Source organism: Streptomyces sp. adm13(2018), assembly GCF_008042145.1.
In the GTDB taxonomy this organism is placed as follows: domain Bacteria; phylum Actinomycetota; class Actinomycetes; order Streptomycetales; family Streptomycetaceae; genus Streptomyces.
Genome location: NZ_RDBH01000097.1, coordinates 47,415 through 62,476, shown reverse-complemented (window position 1 = coordinate 62,476; position 15,062 = coordinate 47,415). Strand labels below are relative to the sequence as shown.

At 69.2% G+C, this 15,062-nt stretch carries 18 protein-coding genes and 1 tRNA gene; 5 read left to right on the top strand and 14 right to left on the bottom strand.

Annotated features, from left to right (window positions below; all coding sequences use genetic code 11):
• A partial coding sequence (locus tag EAO70_RS08945) for a hypothetical protein (protein ID WP_148002473.1) occupies positions 1–1,307 on the bottom strand: 1,307 nt, incomplete at its 3' end.
• Between the two features lie 170 nt (positions 1,308–1,477).
• Entirely contained in the window at positions 1,478–2,248 is a 771-nt protein-coding gene (locus EAO70_RS08940) for a DUF4097 family beta strand repeat-containing protein (protein ID WP_148002465.1), read from the bottom strand.
• 184 nt (positions 2,249–2,432) lie between these two features.
• Between EAO70_RS08940 and EAO70_RS08935 the strand changes: the two genes are divergently transcribed.
• A tRNA-Val gene (locus EAO70_RS08935) sits at positions 2,433–2,507 on the top strand.
• Between the two features lie 525 nt (positions 2,508–3,032).
• Here the strand turns inward: EAO70_RS08935 and EAO70_RS08930 are convergent.
• The 3 genes from EAO70_RS08930 to EAO70_RS08920 form a co-directional block, all read right to left on the bottom strand.
• A complete protein-coding gene (locus EAO70_RS08930) occupies positions 3,033–3,401 on the bottom strand; it encodes a mCpol domain-containing protein (RefSeq protein WP_148002464.1) in 369 nt (122 codons plus the stop codon).
• 28 nt (positions 3,402–3,429) lie between these two features.
• Positions 3,430–4,482, bottom strand: coding sequence for a hypothetical protein (locus tag EAO70_RS08925; protein ID WP_148002463.1), 1,053 nt, complete (start codon positions 4,480–4,482; stop codon positions 3,430–3,432).
• Positions 4,483–4,692: 210 nt separating this feature from the next.
• Entirely contained in the window at positions 4,693–5,010 is a 318-nt protein-coding gene (locus tag EAO70_RS08920; RefSeq protein WP_148002462.1) for a DUF6221 family protein, read from the bottom strand.
• Between the two features lie 46 nt (positions 5,011–5,056).
• Between EAO70_RS08920 and EAO70_RS08915 the strand changes: the two genes are divergently transcribed.
• A complete protein-coding gene (locus EAO70_RS08915; RefSeq protein ID WP_148002461.1) occupies positions 5,057–5,827 on the top strand; it encodes a transposase in 771 nt (256 codons plus the stop codon).
• Positions 5,828–6,168: 341 nt separating this feature from the next.
• Here EAO70_RS08915 and EAO70_RS08910 read toward each other — a convergent pair whose 3' ends face one another.
• The 3 genes from EAO70_RS08910 to repSA are packed head-to-tail and all read right to left on the bottom strand — an operon-like array spanning position 6,169 to position 8,908.
• Complete coding sequence (locus EAO70_RS08910; protein ID WP_148002460.1) at positions 6,169–7,305, bottom strand: tyrosine-type recombinase/integrase; 1,137 nt, start codon at positions 7,303–7,305, stop codon at positions 6,169–6,171.
• A complete protein-coding gene (locus EAO70_RS08905) occupies positions 7,305–7,514 on the bottom strand; it encodes an excisionase family DNA-binding protein (RefSeq protein WP_148002459.1) in 210 nt (69 codons plus the stop codon). Before EAO70_RS08905 ends, EAO70_RS08910 begins: the two co-directional genes overlap by 1 nt.
• Complete coding sequence (repSA, locus tag EAO70_RS08900) at positions 7,511–8,908, bottom strand: replication initiator protein RepSA (protein WP_148002458.1); 1,398 nt, start codon at positions 8,906–8,908, stop codon at positions 7,511–7,513. The genes EAO70_RS08905 and repSA overlap by 4 nt, the downstream gene beginning before the upstream one ends.
• A gap of 194 nt (positions 8,909–9,102) precedes the next feature.
• Between repSA and EAO70_RS08895 the strand changes: the two genes are divergently transcribed.
• Entirely contained in the window at positions 9,103–9,420 is a 318-nt protein-coding gene (locus EAO70_RS08895) for an Imm51 family immunity protein (protein ID WP_148002457.1), read from the top strand.
• Here EAO70_RS08895 and EAO70_RS08890 read toward each other — a convergent pair.
• The 6 genes from EAO70_RS08890 to EAO70_RS08865 form a co-directional block, all read right to left on the bottom strand.
• The gene (locus EAO70_RS08890) at positions 9,417–9,764 is read right to left on the bottom strand and encodes a SpdD-like protein (RefSeq protein ID WP_148002456.1); all 348 of its coding nucleotides are present in this window, start codon (positions 9,762–9,764) and stop codon (positions 9,417–9,419) included. The two genes, EAO70_RS08895 and EAO70_RS08890, sit on opposite strands and share 4 nt — an antisense overlap.
• 11 nt (positions 9,765–9,775) lie before the next feature.
• Positions 9,776–9,934 carry a hypothetical protein gene (locus tag EAO70_RS08885; RefSeq protein ID WP_148002455.1) on the bottom strand — a complete coding sequence of 53 codons (159 nt, stop codon included), beginning with the start codon at positions 9,932–9,934 and terminating at the stop codon, positions 9,776–9,778.
• 20 nt (positions 9,935–9,954) lie between these two features.
• Positions 9,955–10,146, bottom strand: a complete 192-nt coding sequence (locus EAO70_RS08880) for a mobile element transfer protein (RefSeq protein ID WP_148002454.1) — start codon at positions 10,144–10,146, stop codon at positions 9,955–9,957.
• 14 nt (positions 10,147–10,160) lie between these two features.
• Entirely contained in the window at positions 10,161–10,610 is a 450-nt protein-coding gene (locus EAO70_RS40275; protein ID WP_148002453.1) for a 2Fe-2S iron-sulfur cluster-binding protein, read from the bottom strand.
• A gap of 606 nt (positions 10,611–11,216) precedes the next feature.
• Complete coding sequence (locus EAO70_RS37765; protein WP_187283802.1) at positions 11,217–11,597, bottom strand: hypothetical protein; 381 nt, start codon at positions 11,595–11,597, stop codon at positions 11,217–11,219.
• Between the two features lie 176 nt (positions 11,598–11,773).
• On the bottom strand, positions 11,774–12,406 hold the full coding sequence (locus tag EAO70_RS08865) for a helix-turn-helix domain-containing protein (RefSeq protein ID WP_148002452.1): 633 nt from the start codon (positions 12,404–12,406) through the stop codon (positions 11,774–11,776).
• Between the two features lie 96 nt (positions 12,407–12,502).
• On the opposite strand from EAO70_RS08865, the gene EAO70_RS08860 reads away from it, so the two are divergent.
• Both EAO70_RS08860 and EAO70_RS08855 read left to right on the top strand, forming a co-directional pair.
• On the top strand, positions 12,503–13,921 hold the full coding sequence (locus tag EAO70_RS08860; RefSeq protein WP_148002451.1) for an MFS transporter: 1,419 nt from the start codon (positions 12,503–12,505) through the stop codon (positions 13,919–13,921).
• 238 nt (positions 13,922–14,159) lie between these two features.
• A complete protein-coding gene (locus EAO70_RS08855; RefSeq protein ID WP_148002450.1) occupies positions 14,160–15,023 on the top strand; it encodes a helix-turn-helix domain-containing protein in 864 nt (287 codons plus the stop codon).
• Positions 15,024–15,062: the final 39 nt, after the last annotated feature.

Genomic DNA, 15,062 nt, shown 5'->3' with positions numbered 1-15,062 from the left:
CCCCCGCCCCGGTCCTCGCGGATCTGCCCGACGACGTGCGCGGCGGTGTTCCGTACGCCCTCCAGCTCGGTCAGGAAGCGCCAGTAGTCGGGGTGGCGGCCCTCCAGGCCGGCGACCGCGCGGTCGATGCGGGCGACGGCCTCGTCGAGCGGGCGGGCGTGGCGCGGGTCGGGAGTGCTGCGCCCGGCCATGGCGAGGCGCTGGGCGTCGCGGACGGCGAAGCGGGCGCGGTCGATCTCCGCCGTGGGGTCCTTGGCGACGGCCTCCAGCCGCCGCAGCCGGTCGCCGGCGGCGGAGACGGCCTCGTCGGTGGAGTCGAGCAGCGCTCGGACGGTGGAGAGCAGCGAGGTCGCGTCCGGCCAGCGCTGCTCGGCCCGCGCCTGCGTGGCCTCGGCGAGCCGCTCCCCGGCCTGCCGGAGCGTGTCGGCGGCTTGCTCGGGCACGTGCTGGAGGTCCTGCCAGCAGGGGGCGGTGAAGCGTCGGCGCAGCTCGGAGAGGACGGGTTCGACGCCGCCGGTGCGGGTGGTGAGGGCCTCGGTGCGGGTCCGGAGGGAGACGAGGCGCCGGTCGATCTCGGCGGCCCGCTCAGGCAGCCGCTCGGCCTCGGCGCGTACGGCCTCCGCGTCGCGCAGCACCTTGTCGGCGCGCTGGAGGGTCTCGGGGACGCCGTGCCGGCCGGCGCCCTCGTTGAGCCGGGTGAGGTCGGGCCCGAGGGCGGCGAGCCGGGCGGCGAGGTCGTCGGCGCGCAGCCCGCTCGCGCGTACGGAGTCGAGGGCGTCGCTCGCGCCGCGCAGCGCCTGCCGGGCCCGCTCGACGGCGGGGGCGAGGCGGGCGAGCTGTACCTCGGCCCGGCCCAGGAGCGGTTCGAGGCCGGCCTCGAACCGGTCGAGCTCGCCCTTGACGCGGTCGAGCTCCTCCTTGGCGCGGGTCAGCTGGGCTCGGGCCTGGGTGGCGGTCGCGGCGTCGAGCTCGTCGCGGTCGAGGTCGTGGGCGTCGACGGCGCTGATGTAGCCGTGGCTGACCTCGTCGATGCGGCGGCCGAGGGCCTCGAAGCCCTCGACGGCGCGGCGGGTCTCGGCGGAGCTGTCGACGGCGGTGATGGTCTCGATGGAGATGCGGAGCCCGCGCTGGGCGGTGTCGAGCTCGTAGAAGGCGGCCGCGGCGGCGTCCTTGGCGGCCTGGGCCTCGGCGCGCTGGCTCTCGCCACGGCCGCCGAACCAGCGACGGGTGCCGCCGCCGGCGAAGGCGTACGGGAGCAGGGCGCCGAGGAGCAGCGGTAGGGCGAGCGCGAGCCGGAGCCCGGAGATCCCTGGCCCGGGGTCGGCTGCCGATCGGATCTGCCCCCGGTTCGGCGCGTCACGACGCCGGACGTCGCTCGCCCCCCTCGCGTCGCTCGCCACGTACCTCTCCCGTGCTGTGTCCGCCGTGCCCGGTCCGGTTCATTCTCCCACCCGGTAAGGACGAACACACGGGCCGGTCAGTTCGCCGTGCGGACGGAGATGTCGCCGTTGTCGCTGCGGACGGCGAGGGAACGCTCGCTCGTGTCGCGGCGGGGGACGTCGATGCGGACGTCGCCGTTGTCGCTGGCGCCGGTCACGGCGTACTCGGCGGTGGGGACGGAGAGGTGGACGTCGCCGTTGTCGGTGAAGAGGTCGACGCGGCGGGGGGCGGTGCCGAGGGCGATGCGGACATCGCCGTTGTCGGACCGGGCGACGACCTCGGGGGCGGTGGTCCCGGCCTCGACGGTGACGTCGCCGTTGTCGGTGCCGAGGTCGAGGGCGCCGCCGGCCTCGCGCACACGGACGTCCCCGTTGTCGGAGCGCACCTTCATGGGGGTGGCGAAGCCCTCGGCGGTGACGCGGCCGTTGTCGTTCTCGACGGTGACGGCGATGTCGCGGGGGACCTGGATGCGGTGGACGGCGTCGCAGTCGGAGCCGACCCCGTGGCAGCCGACGCGCAGGGTCAGCCTCCCGTCGACGAGCTTCCACTCGGGATCGGGCCCGGACCCCATGAACACCCACCCGTCGACCTGCCGCTCGACGCGCACGTCGTCGATGTCGGCGGGGGTGATCACGAGCTCGGAGTCGTCGGAGTCGACGGTGAGAGCGCCACCGCCGAGAGCGAAGGACTTCCGCTCGACGGCCGCGTCCCCGACATCGGCCGAACCGCACCCGGCGAGGACGAGAACGCCGAGGAGCACCCCACCGGAGGCGCCCAGGACCCGCGACGGACGACGAACAACACCCATGACGGGAACCCCCACAGCAACCGGCAGAGAGAAAGGAAGGACAGTCCGACGACCGTAGAACCCCCGGCCCCCTCGCCACGATCCGGCGACCCACCGTGCGGGGGTGGGGCTACCCCCCCCGGTCCGTCCGGGTATCGGTTTGCAGCACCCACGGGTCCGCCATGTAGGCTGTTGCCTCTTCCACGGGTGCGTAGCTCAGGGGTAGAGCGCTGCTCTTACAAAGCAGATGTCGGCGGTTCGAAACCGTCCGCGCCCACCAGCAGGTTGAACGACGAAGGCCCAGGTCACCGGTATCGCGCCGGAAGCCTGGGCCTTCATCGTTCTTTGGGTGGGGAAGCGGCGGAGGGGCGCCGTGCCAGTTACGTGCCAGATGCGTCGCCGGACTCGCCCGGCCGGACCTTCCTGATCTGCTCGTTGACATGGGCGGCGATGGCGCGGTCACGCTCCTGTTCACCAAGGCGCCTGCCGTGCGATGCATGACCCGTTGCCCATGCCTTGCGCATCTGCCCTCCACCCCACTCCAGCCATGCCACCAGCCGTGTACCTGACGGCTGGGGTTGATAGGTGATGAACCACAACACAGCTGAGGCAGGTACGCCGGCGGGTGCAAGACGGCGCTTCCGGCCCGGGGGCGTGCTCCGAATTTAGGACGGGAAGGTCCTACGTGAGCGCCAGCCGGTGAGGCGTAGGCATCCCTATGTCGTTGGTCTAGATAAGCCGAGCAAACGCGGTACTTTTGCGGCGTTCGAGTCGACAGCAGGCGGGACTGGAAGGGAACGGATGGCTACTCCCTTTCTTCTTCGAACCTGACAACTCGACACTTCCCGGATGATTTAGCCATCCTGAGAGCCATGAAACTTCGACGCAGTGTACTTCCGATACCAGCGGAAAACGTCAAAGAGCCTGGCTTCTGCTCCATATTCACAACCTCTACCACAAGCCCTACGGCTTCATCCTCCATCTCGATCAAGAGACTGTCACCTCCCGCATGCACAAGAGATACACCCGGCAGCTCCTTCATGCGAGTGGCTAGACCTTCGAGTTCAAAATTAATCCGCCTCGAAGATTCGATGAAGTTTGCAACATCATTGGCGAGAATGAATGATTCAACCTTGTTTCCGATATCGTCCCCGTCGATTATTGCAAAAGGCATACTGGCTTCTCGATTCGCGACTATCGGGTCAGATGTAATCGACAACTCTCGTCGATGGCGGCAGCAATGCCCCCAAAGAGAAGGCAAGGGAACTAGGGGCCTGAATGAACAGGCGTCCCTCGGCTGGCGAATTGTGGTTGGCCGATTGAGTGGAAAGATAGAGAGACCAATCCTGAGTGATTTTCTTCAGGAGTTCATTGTAGGCCGCCCTGTCGTCAGGGAAGGGGGAGATCGTGCTTTCGATCGCCAAGGCGCTGCCGCACACGTCAGTGGCGCCGACTGCGTACCTACCGGGCGCCGTTCCCGATGCAGCCGCAGAGGCTTCAGTGATCATCGTGGAATTACCCGTCAGGTTAACAATTAGGGCATGCCGGTTCACTGCCTGCGTGGACGTCGCCAGACTGATAGGTGTGCATCGGATCATCTGTGCGAGTTGTGGATATGTGGATTGCGTTGCTTGGGGGCCGCTCGGAGTTCCTTCGAGAACCAGAGGGGGCAACGGATGATTGCTTCCCATATTTGAAACCTGATGCACTGAAATCTCTTTGAACTCCAGAACCCTCAACTGGGCCCCCTGGGTTCCGTTAAAGGTCTGCTGGGCAAGCCTGTAAGCATTTCCCAGGCTGCATGTCAGGTAGAAGGAGATGTGGCTGGATTCCTTTGAGTCTTCTTCTTTTAGTCTGGCTTCGATTACACGTTGAGTTAGCCCCGCTCTTTCGTCTACGGTTAGTCCGGAATGAAGTTCGTCCACGTTGACGTAGAAGAAGCTGGTGTGTCGACTTTTGGTCTCAGCTGCATGTCGCAACAGTCTGGAGTCTGACCATGTCGACGTGGATGTCGGCTTCAAGAACACTGCCACCCCAACCCCGGAACGGCCGTGAAGGCTAATCCAACTTGCGGCGAGGATAATAAATCCAACCCCAAGGAGGACGGCGAGAGTTGTGGTCTTTCCGGGGATGAGCTTGAGAAGCTCAGGCATCGTCCCGGCCACCAAAGAAGATCCCAGCGCTGCTATGAGTGCAGCCAACACAGCTCGGTCTTCACTTACTTTGCGCACGCTGCGACTTAGTCGATTTGCCATGTCGACGATCCCATCTGCTCAACGGTGCATCGTGAGTTGAGTAGCCCCACCCAACCGAGAAGGCTAGCTCCTCAGTATGCGGCTGGGCTCCTTGCCGGTAGGCATGCATCGCCCAAGGGGCTCGCCCCTAAGGGCTGTCCCGTAAGTGATCTTCAGGAAGCGAGGCTCGGTTCAGGCTCGTCGGACGCTCTGCCTGCCAGCCGCGCTGCCTCATGCCCGGGCGGGGAAGTCAGGATGGTCCGTGTAGGGCGAGGCAAGGTCACGCAAGTCGTGGCACGGCCAGGGATCGAGGGCGTGACGTGCCAGGATGCGCCGCTTGGCTTCGACCTCACGCAGAACGCGGGCCGGGTCGTGAAGTGCCACATGCAGGGCAATCGTGGGGTGGAACCCGGGGAGGTCAACCTGGCAGAAGTCGACCGTGTGTCCTTGGGCAGACCACTCTCCGCACCCGTCACCGTCGCAGCGCCGGGCCAAGTCGGCCTCCTCATCCAGCCGTGCCTCAAGGAACCTCACCAGTTCTTCAGTCATATGCGCATTCTCGGTCTTGTGCCGGACGTCATGGAACGATCATGCGGTGGCTGGTGTGATCACGGCGTCGGAGCCGTCCTGGATAGCCCCGTTCACCGGACTGAGCCCGCGGCAGTTCGGGAAGCTGGTGACGGTGCTGCGGCGCGAGGGGGCGGACGCGGTCCGCAAGGGCCGGCCGTGGAGTCTTCCGCTGGAGGACCGGGCCCTGCTGGTCGCGGCCTACTGGCGAACGAACCTCACCATGCGGCAGCTCGCCCCTCTGTTCGGGGTTTCCAAGTCGGCGGCGGACCGGATCATCGACCACCTCGGGCCGATGCTCGCGCTCCAGCCTCGCAAGCGGTTCGCGAAGGACACCGTGCTGATCGTGGACGGCACCCTCGTGCCCACCCGCGATCATGCCATCGCCGAGCGGTCGAAGAACTACCGGTACTCCACCAACCACCAGGTCGTCATCGACGCCGACACCCGCCTGGTCGTCGTGGTCGGCGGGCCGCTCGCCGGGAACCGCAACGACTGCAAGGCATGGGAGGAATCCGGCGCCAAGGCCGCCGTTGGCAACACCGTCACGATCGCCGACGGCGGCTACCCGGGCACCGGACTCGTCATCCCGCACCGCCGGCAGCGCGGCCAGACCGCACTCCCGGACTGGAAGGAGGAGCACAACACGTCCCACAAGCAGGTCCGGGCCCGGGTCGAGCACGTCTTCGCCCGTATGAAGACCTGGAAGATCCTCCGCGGCTGCCGTCTCAAGGGCGACGGCGTCCACCACGCCATGCTCGGCATCGCCCGGATGCACAACCTCGCCCTCGCCGGATAGGCGAGCGGGCCGCAGGGCGGCCCGCCATGCCCGAGACGCCTCGAAGGTCACTTACGGGACAGCCCTTAGGTGCCAGCTGTTGCCACGGTCCTGACGACAGTCTCTGACAGCAACTTCGCTGCACTTGGTCGGTCACAAGGGTGCCTCCGCACTGGGTTGGGCACCTGGCATTGACTATGAACAAGAGCCCGACGTCATGCCCAGGCGAACTTTTCGGCGGCTCGAAACCGCCCGCGCCCACCAGTAGGTAGCACGGCAAAGGCCCAGCTCACCGGTACTGAACCGGGAACCTGGGCCTTGTCCGTTCCCCAGCCGGGAGGGCGACTGAGGGGCGCCGTCAGTCACGTGCCAGCAGCGTCGCCGGGCTCGCCCGGCCGGACCTTCTTGATCTGCTCGTCGACGTGGGCGGCGATGGCTTGGTCACGCCCGTTCACGAGGTGCTGATAGATCAGCGCGGCCCGCACCGACGAGTGCCCCATCCGCTGCATGAGCTCACGCGTCGTGGCGCCGCCGGTTGCGGCGAGGGTGTTCCCGGTGTGGCGCAGATCGTGGAAGTGGACGTCGCGGAGGCCGGTGTCCTTCAGGGCCCGCAGCCACAGCCGGCGGAAGTTGTTCCGGCGCAGCTGCCCACCGCGGGCTCCGGTGAAGACCAGCCCGCTCCGACCGGGCTTGGCGTAGACGGCGAGATGAGTGGCCAGGCTCTCCGCCAGCGAGGCCGGGAAGGCGACGGTCCGCACACCGGCCGCGCTCTTAGGCGTCTTGACCATGATGCCGTCCGTCCGGGTCTCGGCCAGGGCACGCCGTACGGCGACAGTTCGCCGGTCGAGGTCGATGTCATGGCGCTGGAGCGCGGCGAGCTCCCCGAAGCGGAGGCCGGTGAAGGCTGCCAGCAGGATGAACGTCCGGAAGCGCGCCGTTACGGCGTCGGCGAGCTGGAAGACCTCGGTGACGTCGAGGAACGGCCGCTCGGCCGTCTTGGCTGCCCCGGCGCCCTTGAAGCGGCAGGGATTGCGCTGGATCAGCTCGTCGTCGACCGCGGTGTTCATGATGGCGCGGAGGATCTGGTACGCCTTGGCGACCGTCGGCTCACCGACACCGGACTCCAGGAGGCCGGCGCGCCAGCGGCGGATCTGCGGCGTGGTGATCTCACTCAGGACCACGTCCGCGAAGGTAGGCAGAACGTGGAGGCGCAGCGCACTGCCGTTGCGTTCGCGGGTGGTCGCGGCGTAGTCGCGTTCCTTGAACCAGGCGTCGGCGTACACCCCGAAGAGAACCTTGTCGTCCGGGCTCTTCCATTTGCCGTCGAGGATCTCCGCTTCCTTGCGGACGAGCCACCGATCGGCATCGGTCTGCGAGGCGAACGTCTCGGGCGCGGATCGCGTGATCCCGTCGGGCCCCTGGTAGCGAGCCTGAAACCGCCCTGACGGCAGCTTGCGCACGGCCCCGAAGCGTCGTCGCTTTCCCTTGCTGTTCGCCATCAGGCCACCGCCGCGAATCGGCGACGAGTGGTGATCGGCTGGACGGTATGGGCGACGACGAATTCCTCCAAGGCCCGCTCAGGGATGCGGACATGACGTCCCACCTTGACGAAGGCGATCCGGCGCTCGGCGATGAGCCGACGCGGAAATCTCTCGGTGGTGCCGAGGAGTTCGGCAGCCTGGCCAACGGTCAGCAGTCGGTCTGTCACGCGGTTGCTCCTTCCAGGGCGAGTTGGTCGCGTAGGGCTTCGCGGGCGGTTTCGCGGTTGAGCTGGATGTCCCGGGCGATGGAGGCGGCGAGGGCGGCTTCACCAGGGGAGTGGCCCTGGCCGGCGTAGGACCAGGAGGTGAGGACGAAGACGGTGTCCGGCTCGACGTCGTCGAGGCCGCGGGCGGTGCGCTCCTGGGCGGCGCGGTAGTCGGCTCGGGTCTGGCGGAGCTCGCCCAGGGTGGTCGAGTACTGCCGGGACTTGGTGGAGAAGTGGCCCCGGAAGCCGAGCATGTGAGCCCATGCGAGGAGGCGCCGGTCCGGATAGAGCGGGTCGAGGTCGAAGCAGGCTTCGACGAGGCGGCGGGCGTGGTCGGGGATGCCGAGGAGGACCAGGACCTCACCGTTCCCGACGCGACGGTCGAGGCTGCCGGTGGTCTCCGCGGCCTTGGTGGAGTACTTGGCGATGTACGAGGCGACAGCCTGTTCGGTGATGTCGGAGCCGTCGCCGAACGCCTTCACGGGCCGGATGTCGATCTGGGTGCCCCAGCGGAGGCGGCGTAACGGCTGGTCGCCAGCGGCGGGGACGGTGACAGTCGTGTACGCGTGGCTGGCGGCGGCCCGGATGGCATCGGTGAGGCGTTCGGTGGTCGCCCAAGACGGCGGCGGGGAGTCGGGGCCGTCCGGGCCGTCGATGCGGAGGACGGCGTGGAAGTGGACGGCGCCGCGCTTCTGGAACTCGGCGACCTTCCCGTAGGAGATCCGAGCGACGGCCTTGAGCTCCCTCTGCGAGAGGCCGGCGGTGGCGGCGACCTCCCGGCGGAGTCGATTCGTGAACCTCTGCCAGAGCTGCCCGGCGTGGTTGTTGAAGAGGACGGCCGCGGCGTAGTCGTACGACTCAGAGTCGAGCGGCGTGCCGAGGGCGACGTCGTCCTCGGCGTGGCGGGCGCCGCAGCGGCACGGCCGGGTGCCGGGACGGTTGTGGACCGGTCCGAAGGACGGGGCGGTGAGGGTGAGGAAGACGCGGGGGTGTTCGCGGACGGTGGCGGGGATGTCCCGGGCGCTGTCTCCGGCGAGGCCGGCGCGGATGAGGTGGTACGTGTCGCCCGCGTAGGTCCAGGCGCAGGCGGGGCAGCGGGAGGCCCGGCGGTTGCCGCAGGCGATCCGGAGCCGCGCACCCGGTTCGGCGTCGGTGGAGTAGCGGTGGAGGGTCTCGCTGGTGGTCTTGTCCCGGGTGAGGGTCCAGCCCTGGAGGTGGATGGGGTGGGAGCAGCCACCGGTTCGGTGTATCTGCTCCTTCCAGCGGTCGAAGTCGGGGGACCCGGCCACCCGGAGCATGTCACCCAGGGTGGCGGTGTCGAACCCCGCCGGCGAGGCGGCTGGGACGGTCATCATGGAGTGCTTCCTTCTGGTTCTGCGAGCTGGGTAGGAGCGGGGGCTTCCGGGCGGCGGAGACTTGGCGGTTGAGCCGCCCGGAAGCCGACTGGTGCGGTGACTGGAGAGGCCCACCGGACCGGCAGAGGGAGGGACTGGATGAGGCGGTCCGAGGAATCGGCAGCTCTGTCAGAGGGCGGTGCGAGGATCACGCCGTGACGATCAACCTGCATGACTTCGACGGCGAGCACTCGCTTACCTTGAACGCCGGCGGCTTGGCTGCCGACGAAGCCGTAGCTGCCGCCGGACACGAGCCGAACGGGTACTTCTGGGAAGGTCTCGTGCAGTTCGCCTGGCCGGACATTGCCGACGACCTCGACTTCGACAGCGAGGCCGGCATGTTCTGCGCGGTCGGGAGCCCGAGCGACCTCGAACGACTCAAGACGGCCCTGGGATCCGTCATCACGAGCCCTGAGGCAGTCCGCGGCATCATTGCCCCCGCAGAGGCATCGGGCTTCGAGTTTGACGACTAGCGCTGTCGCCGCTGGCCGTTGAGGAGCGAGTGCAGGACGACGGCGCACACGGCGACCGAAGCGGCGCTGATGGCGACGGCGAGGAACATGGAGACCAGGACCGCGCCGACGACGAGGACAGCTCCGGCGCCGCCGGCGACGACCACGGCCAGGCCTGCGGGGGTGAGACGCAGGGTCGAGGACGGCGCCGGGACCGGAGCAGGGGCGGCCGGGGCGTGGTGGTGGTTGCAGGGCGCTACATCGGCGGTGTGTTGGGGCGCGATGTCGGTGCTGACGTTCGGCTGGACGAGCGGGGTGACGATGCCGGTCGGAAGCGGGTTGACCGGGATGCGCGGCTGGAACATGACGGTTCTCCCTACTTGTTGATCGTGCTGTCGATGAGTGGAGCAAGGACGCTGTCGGCGAGGAGGTAGCCGCCGAGGAGGATCACGGCGACGAGCCACCAGGGCGGGCGGATGAGCTTGATGCCGAGGCCGCCGACGACGACCAGGGCGAGCCAGAGCGGGACGTCCATGGGGCGGGTCTCCTTCGAGGTCAGCGAGGCTTGCAGCGATGGGTGCGGGCGGCGAGCTGGGCGGCCGAGGAGCTGGAGTACTCGGCGGACCAGCCGCAGCCGTCGGCCGTGCACACGGCGGCGTGCTTGGTGCGGCCGCGGCGGTCGCGGTGGGTGCCGGTCTGCACCGGACCGATCCGCATAACGGAGTGGAAGTGGTCGCGTGGGGCCATGACGAGGTCTCCCTTCAGGTGAGCTGGGCGGCGATGGCAGCGGCCATCAGGGGCGGGACGCCGAGGCGGGAGCGCAGGGTGTCGGCGTCGATCGGGTAGCCGGTACGGGCGCGGTAGTCGTCGGCGACTTTCCGGGCGTGAGCGACGAGTGCCGGCGGCACGGCGACGGGGGCGGGTTCGGGCTCCGGTGCGGGTTCCGGGACCGGCCCTGGTGCCGGGGAGACCTCCTGGCCGTCGAGCGCCGCGACCGGGACGAGGCAGGCGTTGACCGCGACCCAGTCGGTGGGCTTGTGGACGCCCGGCCGGGCCACCAGGACCGAGCAGGCACCGCACTCGCCCTCGGCGCAGCCCTCCTTGGTGCCGGTCAGGCCGCGCTCGCGGAGGAAGTCGAGCACCGTGGTGTGTGCCGGGGCCGGGGCGATCGACGCCTGACGCCCGTTGACGGTGATCCGCGCCTCGGTCACGACGGATCCTCGCTTCGGTGCAGGGGTGTAGGCAGGGGAAGGGTCACGATGTCTGGCCTTCTGTCGCGGTGCGCGGCGGGAGACTGCGCGCAGTGGGAGAACCGTCCCGGGCACGCGTCGGATGCACACGACGACACGCCGCGGGAAACGGTGAAGTCAAAGGAAGTCGGAGAAGGAGGGACCGACGGCGCCACGACGGGCCCGCCGGAACGGCGGCGCGTCAGCAGCCGTGCGCCACCCGACCCGGGACCCAGGCGGCCCGGTGAGCGAGGCGATTCAGGTCGGAGAAGATCGACATCCGCCCTCGCCCCCTTTCCGTACTCACGAGTCGGTGCGCACGAAACTATGGCTCCGCGGCGCGTCGGTCAAGGACGGATTCCCGCAGGCCACATCGATCGCGACTCACTTCCGTATGGCGCCTACCATGCGTTCTCTGCAGAGTCCGGGGCAGACGCGAGGATGATGGGGCTGGCACCTCGCAGACGCGTGACGGCGATCCGTCGCGCCGGCGCGGGTTGCAGTGAGAGTGAGCAGGAGGCAGTGAGCAGTCAGCATGGGCGAGCCCTCGCATCACGCGGGATGCGAGGGAACTACGCGACGGCAGTTCTAGGGCCGCTCCGCCGTCACCAGCCACGCCGTGCTCACCAGGCGAACCGTGCGGTCGTCCGTCTCGTGGGCACGGAGGTGGTCGGTGAGGGCGGCGCGGGCGCGGACCCGTGCGGGCTCGTCGGCGTTGTCCATGAGGTGGCGGCCCGGGCCGGAGGCCAGGAGGAAGTCCGCCGCGTCGGTGGCGTCCTTGCCCCAGGTGCCGTATGCCCGGGTCTCCGCGATCGCGATGCGGGTGAAGCCCGCGGCGGGGAGAACGGTACGTACGCGGTCGGGGGCGGCGAGGGAGAACATGCCGGAGAACTCTGTGAGTTCGGCCTGCGGCAATGGTTCGAGCAGGCCGTCGCGGTGATCGACGCGTACACCGGGACAGAGGGGCAACCGGTCCTGGTGGGCTTCAGCATGAGCGGACGACGGTGGCGGATCTCATCGCGCACTACGGGGATCGGGTGGCTCCCCGACGCGGCGAAGCCGGGCCGGGCCGTGGCGACCCTTGGCGCAGGTCGTAACCCGCCGTGACCCACTCAACCCGGCACACACTCCCGCGTGTTGAAAGATCAGGACGTGGTCGACAGGGGATTCGGAGCCGTCGTCGAGGTGACGCCGGTGGACGGTCCGGCGCGGACGACGGCCTGGTCTCCTCGGGGACCGAACAGGTGCAGGATCTCGACGGCGCTCGCGTCGGCGGGGCCGAACCAGTGCGGCTCGGTGGTGTCGAACTCGGCCACCTCGCCCGGCCCCAGCGTGAAGTCCTTCTCCCCGAGGATGAGGCGCAGCCGGCCGGCCAGGACGTAGAGCCACTCGTACCCCTCGTGGGTGACCAGTTCCGGCCGGCGGGGCGCCAGTACCTGCTTGAAGACCTGCACTCGCCCCGGGTACTGCGTCAGCGGTACGAGGATGCTGCCGCGCTCCTTGCGCAGGGGCCGGAGGTGTACCCGAGGGTCTCCACTGGCCGGCGCGGCCACCAGTTGGTCGAGGGCGACGCGGTGGGCTCGTGCCAGCGGGATGAGCAGGTCCAGGGTGGGGCGGCGTATGCCCGATTCGACCCGGGACAGCGTGCTCACCGAGATCCCGGTCGTGGCCGCCAGCGCTTCGAGGGTGAGTCCCCGATCCTGACGCAGTCGGCGCAGCCGGGGTCCGATGCCGTCGATGATCTGGTCGAGCTCTGCGTCCGTGGACCGTGTGTTCATGGATCCATTTTGCAGTCTTCGCAAAACTGATGGGCTGCGGCGGTCGCCCGGTCCGAGCCTTGCCCGGACATTGTTTCCGGACGTCAGAGGTGGGCCATGACCGCGACGACACATCCTGCTCAGCCCGTGCTTGTTGCGCGCAGACGCTGGACGGTACTGGCCGTCTGCTGCCTGAGCATGTTCCTGGTGGGTGTGGACACCACCATCGTCAACGTGGGCCTGCCGGCCATCGGGAGCGGCCTGGGCGTCGACACCCGTGGTCTCGAATGGATCGTGGACGCCTACACCCTCGTCCTGGCCAGTCTGCTGATCTCCTCCGGCGCGCTCGCGGATCGCTTCGGACGCCGCCGGGTGTTCCAGTGCGGGCTGGCCGTGTTCGGCGCCGCCTCACTGCTCTGTGCCCTCGCGCCCTCGGCGGGCGTGCTCGTCGCGGCCCGGGCCCTGCAGGGCGTCGGTGCCTCGATGCTCAGCCCCGTGGCGCTCGCGATCGTGGTGAACTCGATGCCGGACCCGAAGGAGCGCGCGCAGGCCATCGGCATCTGGGCGTCGGTGTTCGGGCTGAGCATGGCCGCCGGGCCCGTCACGGGCGGCGCGTTGCTCGCCTGGCTCGACTGGCGGGCACTGTTCTGGGTCAACGCGCCCGTGATCGCGGCCGCTCTGCTGCTCAGCGCGGTGTTCGTACCGGAGTCCCGGGCGCCGGGGGTTCGGCGGCTCGACCTGCCCGGTCAGGTTCTGCTGACCGTCGTCCTCGCCGTCGTGGTCGGGGTGCTGATCGAAGGGCCGCGCATCGGCTGGACGTCGCCCGCGGCATGGGCGGGGTACGCGGGGGCTGCCGCGGCGACAGCCGGGTTCGTGTGGGTCGAGTCGCGCCGACCTGAGCCGCTGATCGATCCCCGGCTGTTCGGCCGCCCGGTCTTCCGCGGTGCCGTCATCGGTGCGGTGGCGGTCTTCGTCGCCCTGAGCATGACGCTGCTGCTGAACACTCTCTACTTGCAGCACACCCGGGGCTGGACGCCGCTGGCCGCCGGCGTGGCCGCCTTGCCCCTGGCCCTCGGGGCGACCGTCTGCGCGCCCTGGTCCGGTCGCATGGTCGGGCGCACGGGGCCGCGAGTGCCGCTGCTCCTTGCCGGTGGGTTCATCACGGCCGGCGGGCTCTGTCTGGTCCGGCTCACCCCGCATTCGAACGTGCTGCTGCTTCTGACCGCCTACGCGTTCATCGGCATCGGATTCGGCTTCGCCAACGCCCCGATCACCAACACGGCGGTCAACGGACTGCCACCCGCCCGTGCCGGGGTGGCCGGGGCGATCACCTCCACCGCACGGCAGCTCGGCTCCGCCATCGGCATCGCTCTCGCGGGCGGCCTGGTCACGGCCGTTGGCCCGACGGGGCTGGCACACGCGTCCCGGCCGGGGTGGATCCTGGTCGCCGCGTGTGGAGTACTGCTCCTTCTTGTGGCCTATGTATCGCAGCCGAGGGAGGTCGCGGCTGGTCTTGCCTCCTCGCGGGCTCGGTGACGCGTGTGGGTCGTGTGGCCTGGGTGACCCGCGTGACGCCCCGCAGCGCGCCGGAGTCTGCGGCGATTGAAGCACCTCCGCACCGACTCGTCCCCGTGGCATGCTGGGGCCGGTCGAGGACGTGGCTTGCATGGTCATCGCGGGGTCGGATCGGTCAGGATCGGTCAGCAGCACTGCGGTCCGTTCCATGATCCTGGCGGGCTCGCAGACTCGCACTCCGGCTAGGGAGGAAGCTCGTATGGTCACCGGGATCGGTGCACGACCGGCGCCCGCCCTACGGCGGTACGTCGACTCGTACGTCGGTTTCGACCTCCGCGGGCTCGCGACAGGGGTCCACTGCGGCCCGCCGAGCCGCCTTCTCACCGCGGTGATCAGCCTGTCCGATCCCTTGGAGATGGCGGCGGGCGTGGGCGACGGATCACCTGTCACCCGATTCGGCAGTGTGGCCGGCGGTCTGATGGGCCGGTCGGTCGCGATCCGCCACGACGGACGCCAGCACGGTGTGAAGCTGGCGCTGACGCCCCTCGGCGCTCGGGCGATCTACGGCATCCCCGCCGCCGACCTCGCCCACCGGCTGGTGCCACTGGACGAGCTCCTCGGATCGCTGGGCGCCGAACTGACCGACCGGCTCCGGGCGGCATCGACGTGGCCGGCGCGGTTCGCCGTCCTGGACGAGGTGCTCCTGCGCGCGGTCGGTCGTGGCGACGACGGCGACGCTGTGCGCCGGATGCGCCCCGAGGTGGCCGAGGCCTGGCGGCGCCTCGTCGCCGCGCGAGGCCGCGTCCAGGTGGGTGAGGTCGCCGCGGAACTGGGCTGGAGCCGCCGGCACCTCAGCGAACGGTTCCGTGGCGAGATGGGGCTGACGCCGAAGGTCTTCGCCCGCGTGCTCCGCTTCGAGTACGCACACGACCTGGCGACGGCGCGGGACCGGCTCCCGTGGCCCGAGGTGGCGACGATCTCCGGCTACGCGGACCAGGCGCACCTCGTCCGGGACTGGAACGAGTTCACGGGGCGCACGCCGACGGCATGGCGTCATGGCGAGGTCCTCCTGGGTGCCGGGCAGCCGCCGACCGGCATCCTGTCGCGCGACGGTACCGGGTAGCCACCGACCGGTGGTCGCGCCGGTCTGTTCCCATTCCTT